This window comes from Sulfitobacter sp. 1A12056 (assembly GCF_043558125.1).
Classification (GTDB): domain Bacteria; phylum Pseudomonadota; class Alphaproteobacteria; order Rhodobacterales; family Rhodobacteraceae; genus Sulfitobacter; species Sulfitobacter faviae.
The window spans coordinates 132,359-150,551 of record NZ_JBIFFY010000008.1 but is presented as its reverse complement, the minus strand read 5'-3'; the positions used below and the strand labels follow the sequence as shown (position 1 = coordinate 150,551).

13 protein-coding genes are annotated in these 18,193 nt (G+C 60.2%); 2 read left to right on the top strand and 11 right to left on the bottom strand.

Features of this window, described 5'->3' with window-relative positions; genetic code table 11:
• Nucleotides 1-15: 15 nt before the first annotated feature.
• From ACGYLD_RS14895 to ACGYLD_RS14845, 11 genes are all read right to left on the bottom strand, one after another.
• Nucleotides 16-852 (bottom strand): phosphoadenosine phosphosulfate reductase family protein, encoded by an 837-nt coding sequence (locus ACGYLD_RS14895; protein WP_349539932.1) that lies wholly within the window; start codon nucleotides 850-852, stop codon nucleotides 16-18.
• Nucleotides 849-4,082 carry a hypothetical protein gene (locus ACGYLD_RS14890; protein WP_394403017.1) on the bottom strand — a complete coding sequence of 1,078 codons (3,234 nt, stop codon included), beginning with the start codon at nucleotides 4,080-4,082 and terminating at the stop codon, nucleotides 849-851. Before ACGYLD_RS14890 ends, ACGYLD_RS14895 begins: the two co-directional genes overlap by 4 nt.
• Before the next feature lie 70 nt (nucleotides 4,083-4,152).
• Nucleotides 4,153-5,079 carry a DUF4007 family protein gene (locus tag ACGYLD_RS14885; protein ID WP_349539930.1) on the bottom strand — a complete coding sequence of 309 codons (927 nt, stop codon included), beginning with the start codon at nucleotides 5,077-5,079 and terminating at the stop codon, nucleotides 4,153-4,155.
• Nucleotides 5,080-5,088: 9 nt separating this feature from the next.
• Nucleotides 5,089-6,246 carry a cysteine desulfurase family protein gene (locus tag ACGYLD_RS14880; protein ID WP_394403014.1) on the bottom strand — a complete coding sequence of 386 codons (1,158 nt, stop codon included), beginning with the start codon at nucleotides 6,244-6,246 and terminating at the stop codon, nucleotides 5,089-5,091.
• A gap of 197 nt (nucleotides 6,247-6,443) precedes the next feature.
• Nucleotides 6,444-8,411, bottom strand: coding sequence for a type IV secretory system conjugative DNA transfer family protein (locus ACGYLD_RS14875; protein WP_394403012.1), 1,968 nt, complete (start codon nucleotides 8,409-8,411; stop codon nucleotides 6,444-6,446).
• Nucleotides 8,412-8,419: 8 nt separating this feature from the next.
• Nucleotides 8,420-10,753, bottom strand: coding sequence for a relaxase/mobilization nuclease domain-containing protein (locus ACGYLD_RS14870; protein ID WP_394403010.1), 2,334 nt, complete (start codon nucleotides 10,751-10,753; stop codon nucleotides 8,420-8,422).
• Nucleotides 10,740-11,333: a transposase gene (locus ACGYLD_RS14865; RefSeq protein ID WP_394403008.1), complete on the bottom strand. Its 594-nt coding sequence runs from the start codon at nucleotides 11,331-11,333 to the stop codon at nucleotides 10,740-10,742. The genes ACGYLD_RS14870 and ACGYLD_RS14865 overlap by 14 nt, the downstream gene beginning before the upstream one ends.
• A 563-nt stretch (nucleotides 11,334-11,896) precedes the next feature.
• A complete protein-coding gene (locus ACGYLD_RS14860; protein WP_394403006.1) occupies nucleotides 11,897-12,103 on the bottom strand; it encodes a hypothetical protein in 207 nt (68 codons plus the stop codon).
• A gap of 538 nt (nucleotides 12,104-12,641) precedes the next feature.
• Complete coding sequence (locus tag ACGYLD_RS14855) at nucleotides 12,642-13,571, bottom strand: DUF2493 domain-containing protein (protein WP_394403004.1); 930 nt, start codon at nucleotides 13,569-13,571, stop codon at nucleotides 12,642-12,644.
• A 596-nt stretch (nucleotides 13,572-14,167) separates the two neighbouring features.
• A complete protein-coding gene (locus ACGYLD_RS14850) occupies nucleotides 14,168-14,623 on the bottom strand; it encodes a hypothetical protein (RefSeq protein ID WP_394403002.1) in 456 nt (151 codons plus the stop codon).
• A gap of 37 nt (nucleotides 14,624-14,660) precedes the next feature.
• On the bottom strand, nucleotides 14,661-15,722 hold the full coding sequence (locus ACGYLD_RS14845) for an ImmA/IrrE family metallo-endopeptidase (protein ID WP_028288601.1): 1,062 nt from the start codon (nucleotides 15,720-15,722) through the stop codon (nucleotides 14,661-14,663).
• A 285-nt stretch (nucleotides 15,723-16,007) separates the two neighbouring features.
• Between ACGYLD_RS14845 and ACGYLD_RS14840 the strand changes: the two genes are divergently transcribed.
• The gene (locus tag ACGYLD_RS14840; protein ID WP_394403001.1) at nucleotides 16,008-16,994 is read left to right on the top strand and encodes a CBASS cGAMP-activated phospholipase; all 987 of its coding nucleotides are present in this window, start codon (nucleotides 16,008-16,010) and stop codon (nucleotides 16,992-16,994) included.
• On the top strand, nucleotides 16,991-18,190 hold the full coding sequence (locus ACGYLD_RS14835; RefSeq protein WP_394403000.1) for a nucleotidyltransferase: 1,200 nt from the start codon (nucleotides 16,991-16,993) through the stop codon (nucleotides 18,188-18,190). Before ACGYLD_RS14840 ends, ACGYLD_RS14835 begins: the two co-directional genes overlap by 4 nt.
• Nucleotides 18,191-18,193 lie beyond the last annotated feature (3 nt).

Genomic DNA, 18,193 nt, shown 5'->3' with positions numbered 1-18,193 from the left:
TAATGGGCCTGGAGACTATTTGTGACAAACAACACATGAATTTCCCTCAAAGACACCAAAAATCTCGTCGATCGACGGCTCGGAGCGCGCTGACAGTGGGTTGGGCCGCACGGCGCGCATGGCGCGGGCCCGGCGCTTTTCGTAGTCCGCCTTGATCGCCTCAACACGTTCAGGTTTGGCGAGGTCGTCTAGGCTTTCACCATCGCTCCAGGTGAACGGGGATCCATGTTCCTCAGCCGTCTTTTCATATGCACGTGCTTCTTCGAACGCTTTGGGGTGCTCTTCCATCAGGCGCACCCATTCTATCTTCTGCTGGAAGAAGCAGAAGGTGCATCCGGACCTGGACCGCCAGCGATAGTATTCTGGCTCGCCGATGTCAGTGTCTTTCAGCAAATCGACGACACCGGCCTTGTCGATGCCGGCGTCCCGAAGAGGAAAGCGCACCAACATGTTTGGATGCTGTGACTTGTAGCCAGTCCGATTTGGTTCATCGGCCCGGATAGCAACGTAGGAGTGGACGACTACGCCCTTTTCCAGGTCGTCACGCAGCCACAGGTTCAACGGTCTCAGCTTTAGTTGCCGTGTGCACCAACGGGTCTTGGCCGACGGCAAGAAATGCCCATACTCCGCCAGCCAGAAATCGAAATCCCGATCTGGGTTCAGCCGATTGATCCGCTTGCCAAGGAACCCCTCGAGCCTGTTCAGAAAGTCATAGACCTCTGGCAGTTCCTTCCCTGTGTCGGTGAAGAAGTACTCCATGTCGATGTCTGGGTGGTTCTGTCGCATATAGACGGCCAAGGCCGCACTATCGCGGCCGCCCGATATCCCGAGAATGTGTCGTTCGTTGGTCATGTTTCAATCTTGTCCATATTATCGGTGAGCGCCGCAACAGCCCGAGCGAGAGCGGCCAACGCGAGTTCATGCCCATGTTCACTTTGGCCAAGATTCCGAATGATCTGGTCCGCAAGCTTGCTTGCAGTTTCTTTTTCGTTTTCGCTGAGTTCGAAACTCTGAAGGATTGGCGGCTGCTTCGGATCCACGCCTACAATGAGAGCGATCGCTTCCGTGTTTGATTTTCGGTCGCGCATCAACGCCACGGCTTCGGCCTGCCTGAAGCGGCGCCCAAGCCTTGCTACCTCAGACAAAGCCCCTTCGCGGTTGCGGTCGGACCAGTCGCGCATGGGCTTCGGCTGCAGAGTTCCGGCCACTGCCTCCAGGCTGCCGGTCCCGGCTTCAATCTCCCCAACACGCGCCGCAAAAGCCTCGAACTTCAGGTCTGAGCTCAATCCCTTGATGGACTCTGCGCGTTCAAGGCTTCCGGCAAAGGTGTCACTCGGAACTCCGATGGAATGCGCCAACGCTTGCCGCAGATCTTTAGCGAGGCCATCATAGGCCGCCTCACACTCTTCAATCGCAGCGACAGTCTTTTCAACTAGATCACCTTTGATATTCAGGCCGGGAAGCGTTTCGAAGAGCAGTGTTTCGGGATCGTCTGCGTGCCGGATTGCATCGCGTATCTTTCGCGTGTCGGCAGAGACGAGATTGGTGCGCTTGGCAAAGTCGCTCAAAGCCTCGATCCGCTGGAAGGCCGCGCTTGCAACCGTAAGTGCAGATGCATCAGACAGGCCCAGCCCTTCCGCAAGCCGGGATAAGAACGCCAGATGGTGCTCAGAACGTCCAGCGGGCCGCAGCACAATGGCCGAAGGATCCTGAAGCATCCTGTCGACAAAGATGTCATCGAGATCCGCCACAAAGCGACCGTCTTGGTAGACAGCATAGGTCTGCCGATTTGCGAGCATGAATGCGAGCGCTAGAACCGGCATCACGCCGATCTTCATGCCAAAGGGCACGCCCCGCCAGACCTCATAGACTTCCGCCAGCGACTGCTCCTTTTTCGAGTGCAAAACCTTCCAGGCTGGCTTCAGGGAAGCACCGGTCATGGTCCTATCTGGATCAGCAAAACCGTAGCCCGACTTGGATTTTCGGTGCAGACCATTCGGGGTCAGGGTTGTGAGGTAGAGACCGAATGCAGCGGGAAACCCTTCGAAGCCAAGGTTTTTCTGATCCGGGTTTTTCACCATGGCATGGCTAAGGGCTCGAAGAGCGGCCGCAGCGCTCGAGGAAGGTCTGTCCTTTTGCAGCAGTTCGCTGTGAATGATTGGTGTCGAGTGATAGGCAGTGTCAGCCAAGCGCGATGCCGCAGCGGACAAAGAGAGCACTATATCGGAGTCGTTTGTCCCCAGGATTTGCCATTGGCTCGACAGCATAAGGCGCTGGAGTTCGACGTTCGAGCGATTGCGCAGCAATGCCTCACGCGCACGGATTCCCCGTCGCGCGATCCTATCTCCGGCTATCTGAGGTACTTGCTTTTGAACTTGAGCCAACGCCGCCAGGTCGCCTGCATCTTCGATCAAGCGCTTCCCATCTCCGACCAAAGAGACTGCGCTTACGACGCCCGTACGCCTTAGAATCCGAACAATCTCATCCATCATCGCTTCGATGTCTGGCGAGCGCGCGTCTTGGGGCGCGATGGCCATCACCATGACACCACTAACTGCCGACGCCTTGCGACCTACGGTACGCTTGAACTCATTTGGATCGAAGTGCTCACCCAGGCACTCTACGTGCAACGCAAAGGTTCGCAATACGCCGCAATCGAAGTAATGTCGTTTAGCGACAATGTGGTCGAAGCCGGCTTTTGCGGCGACTTGGGAAAGATCTGAGGAGGTGGTCCGACCGCCAAATCTCTCAAGAGCCGCATCGAGGTCAAAATCGCTGCCGGAGAATAACGCATACCCACCCACGCGCTTCTGGCGAAGCAAAACTCCCCAGTCACATAGCTCATCGAGTGCACCCGTAATATCAGGGACGCTGCTCCCCGGAACTGCGATCAAAAGGGCAGCCTGGTCGACGGCCAACCCAGTCCCGTTCTTGAAGATCTCAATGAGCGCGGCTGACTTCGCCAGCCTCACGTGCAGGTCGGTTCCGAGCACGTTCGCTTTCTCGATTGCCTCCGCCGCGAGCGTCATCTGCGGCCCCAACGGACCAGCCGCAAGAGCAAGACCAAAGTTCGACTGAAGATAGTCCCAGAGACGATCGGGGTCGAAGGTTTCCCCTGAGGTTGCCGGTGTCGACTTAAGGAATTCGCGAAACCCCCCGGGTTCTTCGGACGCCAGGAATCCGAAGATGCTGCGCTCGTTCTGACCAAAGCTTCGGCGTGTGATCCCGCCAAGCAACAAGGCGCAAATCGGGTTCAAAGGCCAGGTCTGCGCAAGCGCCTCGGTCAGCTCCGCTTCGTCCGTTGGTCGATTTGAGGCGACGAATGTTGCCAAACTTCTTGCCTGCGCTTCCGCTGTGCCAGGGTTCTCATCCGTATCGATTGCCCGCCCGAGCAACCTGACCGTCTCATCACTTGCAGAAAGGAAGGACAGATCCTGGAACCGCCCCTGGATCTTGGCCCATTCGAGACGGGCGCTCGAAGCGAGCTTGTCCGCATATGCCTCAAATGCCTGATGCAAGATTCCGATCACAACGAAACGACCGTCGCTTCTGGCACTTACCTCAGCCAGATCCTGTAGGAGGTGCGCATCGTGGTCTTTATCGGCCGCGGCTTCGAGGAACTTTCCCAATTCATCCAGAACCAGAACAATTGGTCCCTGACTGGCGTGCTCAGATATGTCTTGGATGAGTTGGCCGTCGCTCTTGGTCGCGCGTTCCTTTTGTGCGCGGGTCCACCTGTATCGCTCTGCGATTTTCTCGGCGACCGCCTGTCTGAGGCTAACACGGCTTCCGGTAACCGGAATAACAGCCCAATTGCCCAAGCGGGGATCGAAGGCTTTCTCAATTGCCTTTGACAGTTTCGGCCCGGCGATCTTCCGAGCGAGAGACTTTCCTTCCTTGGAACCGGCAACAAGGTTACCCAAAAGCAATGCTGTACTCGACTTGCCGCCGCCGTAGGGTCCGGTCCAGGTAAAAGCGCTTTGTGCTCCCTCCGATAGCGATGCGGCCATCGCGAGGAGCGATTTTTCGGTACTGGCCTGGAGAACATAGCCTTGAAGGGGCGGCGTCCCGGTCAGGTCCATGTCGATCCGTGCACTTCGCACGAACCGGCCGTTTAGTCTGACTTTGTCTGAGAGCGTATCAGGCACCATATCATGCAACCTTTCCGCGGCGCGCGATCTCGCCAAATGCGCGATGCAGCAGAGCATCCGTGTGAGGACGCCGATTGCGTTGGACCTGTCGCAGGCCAGCCGTATCCGTCCAGACGAAGGCACCACCAGTGCTTTCGTCGATCCGCATCAGCCGCTCGATGACGCTGTCTTCGTCCATCTTGAACACCCGTCCGGGACTGCCGGCGTCGTGGCAGATCAATTCCGCAGCGAGCGTCGCGCGGTTGTCGTGCGCCCGAGTCCAGTAGGCGTCCAAGGCGTAGGCGAAGAGGGCGTCGTGAAGGTTCGGCTTTGGGCCAACCGAGAATTCGTACCATCCGCTCGAGCCAGTTTCCTGGATCAACGCTAGTTCAGCCAGCAAGGGTTCCGCAGCGTCATCCATCGCCCCGCTCGGTCGGCTGCAGTAGCTCCGCAGAAAGACCGTGACGTCGTTCTGGATGGTCTTGTGAGCACCACGCCATCCCTTTTGCTCGATCAACTTCTCGATGGCATCCACCAAATCCGTCGATCGAAACTCATGACCAAATAACCCGTTGAAACAATAGTAGAAAGTTGTGGTGTGCTCCGGTACCGATGCAAGCTTCCAATGGATGAGCCACAGTGAGGTTGGATGCTCCAGAAAAGGGTCAAATCCGTTCTCGCCGAAGAGCAGGTCACCCAAATCATCGGGCTTTAGCTCCTTGCCGTCGAGTTGGATTACTTCCGCGGCTTGCGCCCAAAATCGCATCGAAACAGCCATGTTTCGGCCAACGCCGAACCGGGAGATGGCTTCGTCGTCCTTGAACACCGTCAGCGGGGCGCCGCCCCGAACCGCGTCATATGCTTTGCGCAACCAAAGGATGCGCAGCGGGAATGTTTCGTGCCCGGCGAATTGCGGTTTGCCGGACCAATTGTCAAATACATCGGCCATAAGCCTATGCTACTGGTGAAGCTCACCAGTAGCAAGGAGGACTTTCTCCACTGCGCCGGCCATGATCGCCGTCGCCGAGCCAATATCGTCTTCAGAAAGCCACCACCCGACACCTATGCGCAGGAAGCGTTTCTGCTCGTCATGAGTGAGATGCAGCGCGGAAAGAACCGGTGAAGGCTGCAAAGAACCGGAATGGCAGGCAGACGCATTCGAAAGACATACTTTGGTGTTCAGACTGTCGATCAGATCTGAGCTCGCCGGCGTGTTGATAATGAATGCGGCGGCCCCGGGAACCGCCGGACTTGATGGGAAAAGCCGCTCCACTCGCAATCCGTTGCCAGAGAGTTGCTCTTCGAACATGGTTATCAGAACCCTGCTGTGGACGGACTCTCGCGCCATGTTCTGAGCCGATATCTCAGCTGCACGGCCCATCGACGCGACCATCGCGGCAGGTTGCGTTCCGCTCAGGTACTCTTCCAACGGTCTTGCGGATGTCAGCTCGGATGGCTTTGGGGCGTTGGCGGCAACGAACAGTGCACCGACACCCTGTGGTCCCCCAAATTTGTGAGCCGACAAGCTGAGGTAGTCGGCGCCGAGATCGAATACGTCGATCGGATGCTTGCCCGCTGCCTGTGCAGCATCGACATGCATGAGCGCACCGACTGCATGCGCCATTTCACTTATCTTTTCAATTGGTTGGATCACACCTGTCAAGTTACTTGCAAGCATCGTGCTGACGAGCAGTGTGGTCTCGCCTAAAAGAGCTTCCAAACTTTCCAGGCAAATCGAACCACTTGCTCCGACAGGACACACCGGAACCTCGAAGCCCAGCTCGCGCAGCGCTTCTGCAGGACGTCGAACCGCGTCGTGTTCCAGCGCGGACAGAATGATTTTGTTTCTACTTGGAACCTGACCCGCAAGGGTGCGCGCAGCCCCTATGATCGCGAGCGCATTTGCCTCCGTAGCGCCGGAGGTTATGAATATCTCGTTCGGCGCAGCGCCGATGAGATCAGCGACTGCCCTTCTTCCTTTTTCGTAGAGACTGCTGGCCTGCCAGCCGGCAACGTGATTGGAGTTCGCATTTCCGGGTTGGGCCAGTGCTTCTATGAGTGCGTCTTTGGCTTCCGGACGCATTGGCCAGCTCGCCAGGCCATCAAGGTAATACATGCTGTCTGCTTCACTCCCAAAAACCGCCGGATATCCTCAATACAGAAAGCACAGTGAGCCACATTCAGCCCATTCGGTGCAGTTATATTTTTGCACCATGATACTGGTATCTGAAAGTGTTGCCATACAGTTCTTGTTGCGTCTTTTCTACCTTCGTATTTTCAAGATATCATTCCCCCAAAGACACACCAACCGCCTCAAAGCCATTCTCTCATATTCGTCTCCAGCTCGCCCAACCGATCCACGGCGGTCCTTAGCTGATCGTCTCCCTCCTCCCTTATAGGATCATCAGAACGCACCTGCGCCGCAAAATCCATCTCCATCTGTCGTTGTTCCTCTGCGATCACAGCTTGAACGACAGGCGCTGTCTTCTTTGGGGCGACATCGGTTTGCCCTGACCACTGGCCGTCAGCAGCCTCGCGGGCGGCCTCGGATCCGCCTGACCCGTCTGGCGGCTGTGTCATCGGCATGGCGCGCATACTCAGCGGCAGCGTGCCTTGCGACCCCCCTCCCCCCGGTTCGGGAAACGGCAACTCCCCCGACTGCGCATCATGGATCGCCTTGAACAGCCGGTCGTCAAAATACCGGATCCGCTTCGCACGGACGGGCATCTGCGCATCGATCACCATGACGATTTCATCGAGCGGCAAGCGGCGCGCCTCATCTTCGGGGAGCAGTGAACTTTCTTCGGTCCGGGTGGATTGGCTGCGGCCCTCGAAGGGGTTCTTGCCGATGGATTGGGAGCGCGTGACGACGGTTTTCGTGGTCTTGCCGACCGCCTTGCTCAATTCCTCGACTGTCTTCTCATCCGAGGGCGTGAGGTAGAGCTTCACGCCCGCGTTGCCCTGCAGCGCGCGGCGGGTGTTCTCGCCGTAGATTTCATCTAGGGCGGGGATGGTTTGGGTAACCACGGCGAGGTGACCGCGATACGTCCGCAGGGTCTCGATGCTCTCGACCACGATGGGCATCTTGCCCAAACGATTGAACTCGTCGAGCATGATCATCACCGGCCAAGGCTCATCCGGCCCTGGGTCCTTTTCCTGCATGGCCGAGAGAAGATCGGAAAAGAAGAGCCGGATCAGCGGCGCAAGCGGCTTCACCATCAGCGGCTGGACCACGAGATAGACCGAAAAGGGCTTTTTCCGGATCGTGCGGAAATCAAAATCCGAAACCGCCGTTGCCTCATCGATCGCAGGGTTCTGCCATTGGTCGAGCCCCGAGGTCATCAGGAGCGAGACATAAGAGGTCAGCGTGTCGTTGTTGGTGGAAGCGAGCCGCGTGAAGATCAGCTTGGCGGCCCTGTTGTCCACCTCATGGCCGCGGGCGAAGTATTCCTTCTGCTTGTTCCCGCCTGAAGCCGCGATGCGGTAAATCTCACCGAGGGTCGGACGCTTGCGCTGGAACGCGAGCAGCCCTGCCGCCACGAAGAGATCTATCCCGCCCTTGAGGAGCCCCTGCACCCGATCGTTGTCACTCTGCAGGAAAAGCGTTGCGAGCAGCTGCAATTCCATCTGCTGGCGCGCGGGATCTTTCAACTCATAGATGCGCAGGAGCGGGTTATAGCGATGCGTGCGCTGGCCCTCCCAATCGGTGGGGGCAAAGCGATAGACCTTGTCGCCTTGGGCTGCGCGGTGCCGGGCCGTGGCCTCGAAACACTCGCCCTTCACATCGAGCGTCACGGCGGAGCCCTGCCAGGTCAGCAGGTTCGGAATGACAAAGCCCGTGGTCTTGCCGCGACCCGTGGGAGCCACGATCAACGCGTGCGGGAAGGCTTTCGAGCAAATGTATTTTGCGCGGGAGCCGGGCGTCCCCAGTTTGCCAAGGATGAACCCTGTCCCAGGCGCGCCGAAAAACCCGTTGGCCTTCATCTCGCGCGCGGTCTGCCAATGGGTCTGGCCAAAGCGTGTCAGGGCCGATCCCGAGAGAGCGAGGCTCAGCATCAGGCCGGCGGCGGCGAAGCTGCCGATGATCAGGTGGATGAGTTGGGCTTCTTCGGGGCGGCGGTCGAGGATCGCCAGATAGTTCTGCGCGATATAGGCGAAGTCGATCTCGGCGCCAAAGCCCAGATCCTGGTAGGTCAGCACCGTCGAGGCGATGGTATAGCCCATGGCCCCGGTCACCAGCGTTACCAGAATGACCCCTGTGGCGATCCGCGCTTTTCCCATGGAGGCGCTCAATGGACTTGACCCCGCTCGGTCTCGCCATCCACGTCGGCGGTGCGGTGCCGTTCGTATTCGGTGTCGGCAAGATCATCGACCACCTGACGCAGGGCCTCCGTGTTGGCCGTCGCTGCATCCGATTGCAGGTAGACCTTGGCGACATAGAGCCGGTCAAGGCGGTCCTCGAGAACCTTGTCCAGCGCATCGGCATCGCCGGATGTGAGCCGGTCTAGTTGGCGAACGTCCAGCACCCGCGCGATCTCACCGCGGAAGGCGTCGCGCTCCGCCTCGGTCTCGAAGGGCGCGGACAACTCCCCCGCCCGCTCATGGTCCAGGACATGCGCAATCTCGTCTGCAAGGCGGTCGGCACGGTCAGACTGCGGCGCAGTCCCACCGCGGGCTGCGAGGAGTGCGTCGCGCGTGCCAGAACCGAGCCCGTCGCGCATCTCGGTTTCGCGGCGGACCTGATTGATGACCTCCGTGTCGCGTATCTCCACAACGGCCGCATAGGTCGCACCGAGCCCGCGGGCAAGGTGCGACGGCGTGTCCGGATAGCGCGCGCGCAAGTCATCTGCGACAGCATCCGCAACGGACGTGCGGAGGTCGCGTCCCTCCATGATCCGGTCGACCTCGCGGGTCATCTCGCTGGCGCGGGAAGCATCGGTGATGGCCTCCCTGTAGGGCTCGGACCGGTCAATCACATCGCTTGGGCGTGCGAGCAGATCCGGATGTGCCTCGAGATACGCGCGCTGCTCGGTCTCGATCCGGCGCTCCGCCCGCGAGACAACCTCAGGGTCCCGGTCCTCGATCTGCTGTGTAGTCAAACCCTCGGCGCGCATCTCCTGACGGATTGTCCCTTCCATCTCCCGCACCGCACCCTCGTGATAGTGGAACCGCTCGCTGACCGCTTCCGCTTCCATAACACCGTCCCGGCGCAGCACGTTCTCCCGTTCCAAGAGCGTGCCAAGTTCCACATGCACATCGTTGAGAATGTCGCGCGCCTGTTCCAGATCAGCGCGGCGTTCGAGGTTCAGATCCCGCGCCTCGGCCACCTTGGAGAGATCATTGGCGATCCATTGATGCTCCAGCGCTGCATTTGAGGCGCCCGTCTCGATCCGGGACACCACTTCCGATGTGCTGATCCCGGTGCCGCGCAACGCAGCATCAATCCGTGAGCGCAGTTGTGGCTCAGTGAGGCGCTCCAACTGGCTCTCTTGTATGTTCGCCTCGGAATAGATCCCACCCTCCGAGGGGGCGTCTGATAGCGTGGATGAACGCAATCCGAGCGGCTGCATGTGCTGGACCTGCGTCTGGATCTCGATGAGGCGCTTTTCCAGCACGGGACGTTCCGCGTCAGACTTCTCGGCGATCATGCCCTGCACCCGCGCGAGCTTTTCCGCGTAGAGGCTTCTCAGGTCCTCGAAGCTCTGATCCTCGGCCATATACACATCTCCTGTTCGATCCACCTGCCCGCCCCGCGCCAGCACCTCGCCCGCGCGGAAGAGGGCTGCGGCAATATCTTCGCGGGCCTCCCGAGAGGCTTCCGCGGCGAGGGAATGGTAGACGGTTCTGGTGTTGGCGATCTCCGCCAGAGTCCGGGTCAGGTCGGCCCCCACACGTTCCCGCTCGCGGGGTGCCCGCCCCTCTTCTTTCGCGGCGTAGACCTCGCTGGTCCGGGCTGGGTAATGTACAGCCCCGCGATCCACCCGGCGCGTGGCCTCCAGGCGCACGCCATACTTCTCGGCCTCCTCGACCATGGCGAGGCGGAAGTCGTCATAGTTGAAGCGGTGATTGCGGCCGAGGAAGAAGAACTCGCCTTCTTGCGAGCGGCGGTTCAGCACCAGATGCGCATGCGGGTGATCGCGGTCCTCATGCACCGCGATGATGTAATCGAAATGCCCCTCGTCGGTCTGGAAGAACCGCTCGGCCACATCCGTCGCAATGTCGCGCACATCCTCCCCGCGCGTGCCGATGGGGAAGGACATGAGCATGTGTGTGGTCTGGCCCAGCTTGGGCTTGAAGCCCGCATCCCACCGTTTGGCAAAACGCTCGGTCAGGTCCTTGATGTCATCCGCCTCGAGCTTCGCTTTGCCATCCAGGAACCCGCTACTGTCAACGATATGGGTGGACTTGGTCGTGAGGTAATCGAGCTGGTTTGCGAGCTGCGATTTCGTGTGCGTGCCCCCGCTTCGGATTGCCTTGAAGACCGCCGGCCGATGCCCTGCTGCCGCGCGCACAAGCTGGGTCTGCTTGGCCACGTGCAGCCCTTGCATCGAGCCCCGGACGCGGCTCCAGCCATCCCGAAAGACCTCGCCCGTGACGGCATGGACAGCATCATTCAGCCGCATGGGCAAACTCCCTCAGCGCGGCCGTGGCCTCCAGCTGCATGACGTCGCGCCGACGCCGCAGCAGCAGGTCGATCTCGTCAGCGGAATCCAGAATGAACCGCGCCAGCCCGCGCATCTGTGCAAGGCGCAATTCGGTGAACTCGGCACTCGTGCCGCCCCCTGCCCCCTGCCCCCGCCGGTTGGCCTGCGTCATCTGCTTGGCGATCTGCGCGACCCCATTGCCGACCTCGTGCAGCGAGGCGCGATAGCGCGCCATCTCAGCCGCCATCTGCGCGTCCGGGACAAACACGCCACCTGCCGCATGGATGAGCCGCCGCAACCCCTCGGCCCGGCTCTCGATCCCCGCCTTCGCCAACACCTCGTCGAGCGCCGCCAGCTCCGCAGCCGTGACCTTCACACTGACTGCTGAGACCGGGATCGCGGCATCGGCCTGGCGCTCGGCATCAGCTTTCAGGACGTAGCGCACGGCCCGCGATGTGACCTCGAAACGCTCAGCCAGCTCGGACGTCGACACACCCTCCGCGGCCTCGCGGACGATCTGCATCTTCTCGATCTCTGTCAGGCGTTTTGTTCGGGACATGCGGAAGAAAGACCCCCTATTTCCTGCCACCTTCCACCAAGGCTGCCCCCACCTTACGATAATATACCCAACTGTCAATTATATACTTACGTCGCATTCGGTCTCAGGCAGCCTTGGTGTCCGCTTCCCCCGCGGCCCGCAGGGACGCGGCTCTGCCGCCCTCACCACCGGGCGACCCACCTGTCCTAGGGGTCCCGTCCGCCAGCCCCGCCCGAGGGTCTGGCCGAACACGTATGTGTTCGGACGGAACCGCGGGCGGGCGCAAACCCCACCGACAGGGCGGACAGGCAGGGTCAAGGAGGGCCAGATTTGGGTCCCCAAATCTCTGCCGCAAAAACCGGGAGGCCCTGGCCGATAGGTTTTTGTGGATGGCCCCCTTGAGGCTGACTGGCCGGTCTGTCGCGGCCTGATCATTCCGGGGGGCGTGCGTCCCTTGACCGCGCAGCGACCGGCACCAAGAGGAGGTCGCTGTAGGCGATCAACCGCGCCGGTGACGGCATCCCTGGAACAGGGACAGGGCCGCCCCAAGTTCGTCCTGGGGCGGCTCATCCTCGTCAGAGGATTCAGTCCTGGGGATCTTTCGCACTCGGCGGGAACATCACCAGCTCCGAGACTGCGACCGGAAAGTCGAGCTTGAGGCTGAAGAACTCCGAGCCGTCCCCGTTGCGGTTGTTGCGGAACATCGCGCCCACGCGCTGAAAACGGGTGCGCTCCTGGCCATCGGTATCGGTGAACTTGACGGGGACGGTAGCGACGTAGTGGTTGGTCATTTGGGTTACTCCTTGTTGCGATGGGGATCACCCGGCACGGGGGCAAGAGGCCCGGTCGCAAGCGCAAATGCGGAGGGTCCGCGGCCAGCCGTGGAAGCCGTATTTGTGCTTGCCGAAGCGTAAGCTGAGGGTACGAACGGGCCGACCCCGTGCGATCCACATCAATGAGCAAAAAGGAGTGATCCGGATGACCCTTGCCATCACGCAGCCGCCACCATCCGCGTCCGCGTCCCGCCGAGCCTGGCCGGTGTGCTGACGGAGCCCGCCCGCGTGGATCCGATGTTCCGAAACACGCCCCGAGGGACCTGCAGGTCTTCAGCCTCAAGTGCGAAGTCTCGACCCCTCGCGTCTTGCGCCGCTGACGATGTGCGTGAGGTGCGCACCATCCCCAGCCCGTACCGATGCGGATGGGCCGTACTCTGGCGGACCGGGTAGAGCGATGACGCTGCTGGCCGCCGCGAGCTCCCGATCACGCGTGACCGACCGCACGCGCCATGAGACATGACGAAAGGGCCGCGCCAAGCGCGACCCCCTCTCTTCAATCCTGCGCAGTCTTCTTCGCCGGGTCAGCAACCCGCATGACCGTCAGGCCTTTCGCTTCCGCCTTCTGCCCGAGGTTCAGCGCGACCCCGTTGCCACCGAAGAGAACAACCCCCGTCGCCGCGAACTTGTCGTCCAGCATTTCGTCGTTGCACTTGAACGGTGCCGCCCGCCCGTGCGCGGACCAGCGCGGATCGAAGCGCGCCTGCGCGACCCCGCGTGCCCGGGCCCACCGGGCCGCAATCATCTCCGCCCCATGCTTGCCACCCTTGTGGCAGAGGAAGATCTCCTGATTGCGGTTCTGCTTGATCCGTTCGCGAACCTTGTCGAGCGTGTTGAAGATCACATCGACATCGGTCCAGTCGGTGGCGCCTGAGACGATCAGGGGCACCCCCTCGACTTTCGACTTCTCGGCAGTCTCGCGGTCGTGCTGCTCCAGGAGCTGCCGCGCCTCGAAGACCGCCCCGGTCTCTTGCGCCCGGACGCTTGCGCGCGATCCGGCTGCCGGGATGAAAGCGTGGCCCGTCTCGATCTCGTAGGATTCCGCCGCCGCCTCGCTCATCACCTCGATGGCGCCGACAATTTCGCGCAGCTGCAGAAAGCGCGCTTGCGCCTCCTCAATAGCGGTCTCGGCGATTTCCGATCCGTCGTGGGATTTTGCCAGCGCGCCGATCTTGTCGGCGGTGCGGTCGACCTCCTTGCCGAGTGCCACCTTGCGGCGCTGCAGGATCGTCGCGAGCCCATGGGCCAGCGGTTCGATTTCTGCTTCAAGCCCGGTCCCGCGCAGCTGGCCGAGCAAAGCCTCGAAGCTCTCGCTGACGATGTGGTCGGTCAGAACGTGATCCTCCGGGATCGGCAGCTGCGCGTCCTTTTCAGTCAGTCCGAAAAGTTCGATGGTTTCGTAGGTGTTTGCGTTGTCGTAAGCCATGTCTGGTCTCCAGTGTTCGGTTGCAAGGCCACCACGTGAGTGTGGGGGCATGGCCGAATGCCTGGTTTCCGAATCTGCCCGAGTCAGGGACGGCGCAGCCGCCGGCTTGCCGGGCGCAAAAGTTTTCTGTGCACAACACCCGACACATGCGCGCCCTCACCCACGGGACCGCCCCGCGCCACAGGCCCCGCCCTCGCCGAAAAGTTTTGCGATCCTTGACGCGGGCTGATTTGGGGGCCATCCGGAGGATATGCTTCCACGCTCATGTGTGTGTGTTTTGACGGTAGGTTTGCCCGACCCGAGCAGGCAAACGGCCCGACCGGACGCGGGAGACGGATGGAGTGGCGGGATCGTTTTGCGCTCAAGCAAAACAGACCAGAGCGCAATCCGGCGGAGCGGCCGGGGAGGGACGTGCTCGCGAGGCGGGCAAACCGGGATGCCAGACGCAACGCCGCGGTGAGGCCGCATGGCCGAATGCGCGACGGACCGAAGGGCCGTTCTCCCCTGCGACCTGGCGTACCGAGCGGGGGAGGCCGCAAGGCTAAAGCGAAGAAGAGCTTCGCAACAATTTCCTTCCAGCAAGCCGAATAAACAAGCTAGTATCTCGCAAGGCGCCTATTGATTTCCCTATTGGGAAGTCTGCATCTCGGGTGATCACGAACCGCCTCGAGGCCCGACTTGAGGAGGACGGTCGAACAAACCTCGTGACGTTCCATTTCATCGAAGACCCAGAGGACGCCGTGCATCGCGATTTCTTGGCGCTCCGCCTCAACCCTGAGTGCTCCGTCTCCGGTAAGAAGAACCCAACCCCTTTCAGCCGCGAGGCAAAATGCAAAGACATCTGGCGTCGATAGCATAGCTTTCGCCCGCTTCAGCTCAGTCGCGTGTGCAGTTTCTTCCGGCGTGAGCTCTTCCACTCTTAGTCCCAGATCGATCAGATCAGGGCCCATCCAGTCGAGAAGTTCCGCTTCATAAAGAATATCTGGAACAACAAAATCATAGGGGAGGTCAAAGAGCCTCGCTGTCAGCGAGGCTCTCTCGATGTCGATCATGACGGAGGTATCAGAAACAAGAACTTGCACACAGCGACTATGCCATGTGGTCCAAACGTTCTTCCAGTTCTTTTACTCGTATTTCGAGAAGCTCAGCCGCACGAGACAACCCAATCAACCCCTCGGAGAGGGCACGAAAACACAACCTTTGAAAGCGGTCCGGTTCTTCTCGTTCCCAAGGAATGGAATTCGGCTCCTCGAACGGCTCATCCCGCCAACCTCGTTGCTTATAGACCTTGAAAAGGCGCGCAAATGTTGCCTGGTTGATGATCTCCAAATCCTTGCATCGATACGTCAGCGCTTGAATGCTGACGCCAAACCGATCCTTCAGACTAATGAGCTCACCAATGCTTATGTCCGTTCTGCGGGCACCAATCTCCTGCCGTAGCACTTCTGCCGGAACGAGGAACGCACCAGCAAATCGATTTGCGGCGCGTTCTGAATCGCACCCTTCGGCGACCTTAAGAACCATGTGGCCCAGTTCGTGAGCTAAACTGAAGCGCTTCCGTTCAGACCAGGTCTTCTTCTTGATCATGATCACCCGCGCGGAGTGATGCTCTTTTCGACGGACTTTGGCCGCAAGGCCATCGATCCGATCAACGTCCAGAGACAACACCTTGATCCCGTGCTCCTCGAGGAGTTCGGCAAGCATTGGAATCGGGTCATGACCAAGCTGCCAAGAGGCACGCATGTTGCGAGCCGCGTCCTCGGCATCTCGAACATCGGTCACCCAGTATGGCGCTTCGTGCGGGGCATCCCACTCCTGGCTCGAAAGATTCAGCAAGCTTTCGACAGCCAGGTACTTTTCAACCATATTGAGCGTCTTGGCTTCGATCGTCGCGATCTCCTTGGCCGACGAGCTGGCTGACTTGCGAAACTCTACGCCCTCCAACTCAAGCTCGTCATCGCTCAGTAGGAAATCCACAGAGACCTCGAGTGCTCGGGCAAGACTCAGCAGCACGCCCGATCCGGGCATGTCTTCATTGCGCTCGTACTTGCCTATGGCTTGAGCGGACACCTTGTTATCCATGGCATCGGAAAGTGCACGGAGCGAAAGGCCAGATGCCGCCCGGGCTCCTTTGAGTCTCTTGCCAATCATAGCGTCCTCCCAGTGGGTGGTTTACACTTCACCCATATGATTGATTTTTTGTAAACTACAACGCTTGAAAGCGCGGCCTTTTGTCCCTATTTTGTAGCACGAGGCCAAACGGAAGGCAAATTTGTAAACCTTCAAGTCACGCCAAGAAACGCTCAACAGGCAAAGAAACGAGGAAGCAGCCATGAAGATACCGTTTACGGGCGAGCTGACACCAATGTTTCAGAGCATCGTCGGACTGCCTGATGGTGGGCTGGCTGAGCCAACCCTCGAAAAGCGAGGTGCATCATGAGACGTATCCTAAGCATCGATGGTGGCGGCATCAAAGGCACCCAACCGGCGGCCTTTCTGGCGGATTTGGAAGAAGACCTGGACGAACCGATTGGCCGCTACTTTGACCTGATTGCGGGAACGTCAACCGGGGGTATTCTCGCGATCGGCCTAGCCCTCGGCATCAAGGCCAAGACCCTCCTCGAACTCTACGAAAATCGCGGGCCGACGATCTTCGGGCAAGCGGGAGACAAGAGCTGGCTCGGGCAAAAGGCCCGGGATGCGCGTGCGGCCTTCCGTCACTTGGTCAAGCCGAAGCACGAGGCATCGACGCTTAGGGACGAGCTCCACGCCGTCCTTGGCGACAAGCTCATCGGCGAAGCGGAGACCCGGTTGCTGATCCCGGCCTGGGATGCCGACCAGCGCAGCGTCTACATCTACAAGACGTCGCATCATCCGCGGCTCACAAAGGATTACCGGAAGCCGGCCCTCGACGCCGCGATGGCGACGTCGGCCGCTCCAACCTATTTCGCGCGTCACAAGACGGTGGATGATGTCGGGCTTCTCGATGGCGGCACTTGGTGCAACAATCCGGTAGGCGTCGCGACCGTCGAAGCGATTTCGATGCTCGGCTGGTCTTCGCAGGAATTGCACATCCTGAGCCTCGGCTGCGTCGACGAGGTCTACATGCTGCCTGAATCCCCCGGAAAAGCCGGCCTCGGGTTGAAGGCTCTCAGCCTTCTCATGGACGGCCAGTCTCGCGGTGCGCTCGGCATTGCCCGTCATCTGACAGGTGATCCGCATGACCGGACGGCTGTTCACCGGTACTCGCCGAGCGTGCCGGACGGTTTCTTTTCCCTCGACGACACCACCAAGATCCAGAGGCTCAAGGGGCTTGGCGCTTCGAGCGCCCGGCACGCGAGCCCCACCCTGACCCCCATCTTCTTCCAGCAACCTGCCGAGCCGTTCGTGCCCGTGCATCAACTCGAACGGAACGCGGCATGAACCAGAACTTCTCGCACACCCTCACCGATACCGCCATTCAGCGGCGGGCGCAGGTCTTCACGATCCTCGAAGAAATCTGCCAGGAGCTGGAATGGACCCAAACCCAGTTCGAGAAAGCCCGAACCAGCTACGAGGCGGTCGCGGATTGGTTGGCCGGATCGAGCGACCCGATGCTTGCTTCCCTCCATGTCTACCTGCACGGCTCTGGCGCACTAGGGACCTCGATCAAACCGATCGGACGCGACGAGTTCGATGTCGACCTGATCAGTTTTATCCTTGGCCTCGGCCCAGAAATCGCACCGGCACGCCTAAAGGCTGCGATCGGCCAGCGCCTGCGCGAACACGCCTATTACGCGTCGATCCTGGAAGAAAAGAAGCGCTGCTGGCGCCTGAACTACGCCGGTGACTTTCACCTCGACATCTCCCCGACCATTGCCAATCCGAACTGCATGAACGGCGGTGAGCTGGTGCCCGATCGCAAGCTACGGGACTGGCATGCTACAAATCCTCGGGCCTATCGAGCCCTATTCGACGAAAGGGCAGCACTGGTACCGCGGATGACACAGTCGATCATCGCGGCACAGCGCGATGCGGCGACGACAGAACCTTTCCCGGTACGTCAGTCCGTCAAGGGCATTCTGCGGCGGACCGTGCAGCTCCTGAAGCGTCACCGGGATCTGGAATTCCTGCATGTTCAGGAGGAGATCGCGCCGATCTCGATCATCATCACGACCCTGGCCATGCGTTCCTACGAGATGTGTGTCAGGCGTCATGTTTTCGCCGACGAACTCGAGGTGCTGATCGACACGATCCGCCTGATGCCGGTCTTCATCGAGCGGCCTCTGGTCAATGGCCGCCAGATCTACGCGGTCTGGAACGAGACCACCAACGGCGAGAATTTTGCCGAGCGATGGAATGAAGAACCCGCGCGGATCGAAGCCTTCTACAAATGGCATAGCAAGGCGCTTGCGGATTTTGAGTCCCTTCGTGACCTCGTCGGCCTAGACGCCATTGTCGGCTCCATGAAGGACAGCCTGGGTGACAAACTTGTTGCCCGAACAATGAACCGGCGGATGGACGCGCTGAACGAGGGGCGGAAGACGGGCGCTCTCGTGCTTGGTGCGGGTGTTGGCCTCACCACCCAACAATCGGCCGCTTCGACGTCCGTTCCCAAGAACGAGTTTTTCGGGGACTAGGCG

Excerpts from the sequence above, each read along its gene's own strand:
- ACGYLD_RS14890 (WP_394403017.1), bottom strand. The coding sequence starts at position 4,082 with ATGGACCTGACCGGGACGCCGCCCCTTCAAGGCTATGTTCTCCAGGCC.
- ACGYLD_RS14840 (WP_394403001.1), top strand. The coding sequence starts at position 16,008 with ATGAGACGTATCCTAAGCATCGATGGTGGCGGCATCAAAGGCACCCAA.
- ACGYLD_RS14895 (WP_349539932.1), bottom strand. The coding sequence starts at position 852 with ATGACCAACGAACGACACATTCTCGGGATATCGGGCGGCCGCGATAGT.
- ACGYLD_RS14875 (WP_394403012.1), bottom strand. The coding sequence starts at position 8,411 with ATGGGAAAAGCGCGGATCGCCACAGGGGTCATTCTGGTAACGCTGGTG.
- ACGYLD_RS14870 (WP_394403010.1), bottom strand. The coding sequence starts at position 10,753 with ATGCGGCTGAATGATGCTGTCCATGCCGTCACGGGCGAGGTCTTTCGG.
- ACGYLD_RS14860 (WP_394403006.1), bottom strand. The coding sequence starts at position 12,103 with ATGACCAACCACTACGTCGCTACCGTCCCCGTCAAGTTCACCGATACC.
- ACGYLD_RS14885 (WP_349539930.1), bottom strand. The coding sequence starts at position 5,079 with ATGGCCGATGTATTTGACAATTGGTCCGGCAAACCGCAATTCGCCGGG.
- ACGYLD_RS14850 (WP_394403002.1), bottom strand. The coding sequence starts at position 14,623 with ATGATCGACATCGAGAGAGCCTCGCTGACAGCGAGGCTCTTTGACCTC.
- ACGYLD_RS14845 (WP_028288601.1), bottom strand. The coding sequence starts at position 15,722 with ATGATTGGCAAGAGACTCAAAGGAGCCCGGGCGGCATCTGGCCTTTCG.
- ACGYLD_RS14855 (WP_394403004.1), bottom strand. The coding sequence starts at position 13,571 with ATGGCTTACGACAACGCAAACACCTACGAAACCATCGAACTTTTCGGA.
- ACGYLD_RS14880 (WP_394403014.1), bottom strand. The coding sequence starts at position 6,246 with ATGTATTACCTTGATGGCCTGGCGAGCTGGCCAATGCGTCCGGAAGCC.
- ACGYLD_RS14865 (WP_394403008.1), bottom strand. The coding sequence starts at position 11,333 with ATGTCCCGAACAAAACGCCTGACAGAGATCGAGAAGATGCAGATCGTC.
- ACGYLD_RS14835 (WP_394403000.1), top strand. The coding sequence starts at position 16,991 with ATGAACCAGAACTTCTCGCACACCCTCACCGATACCGCCATTCAGCGG.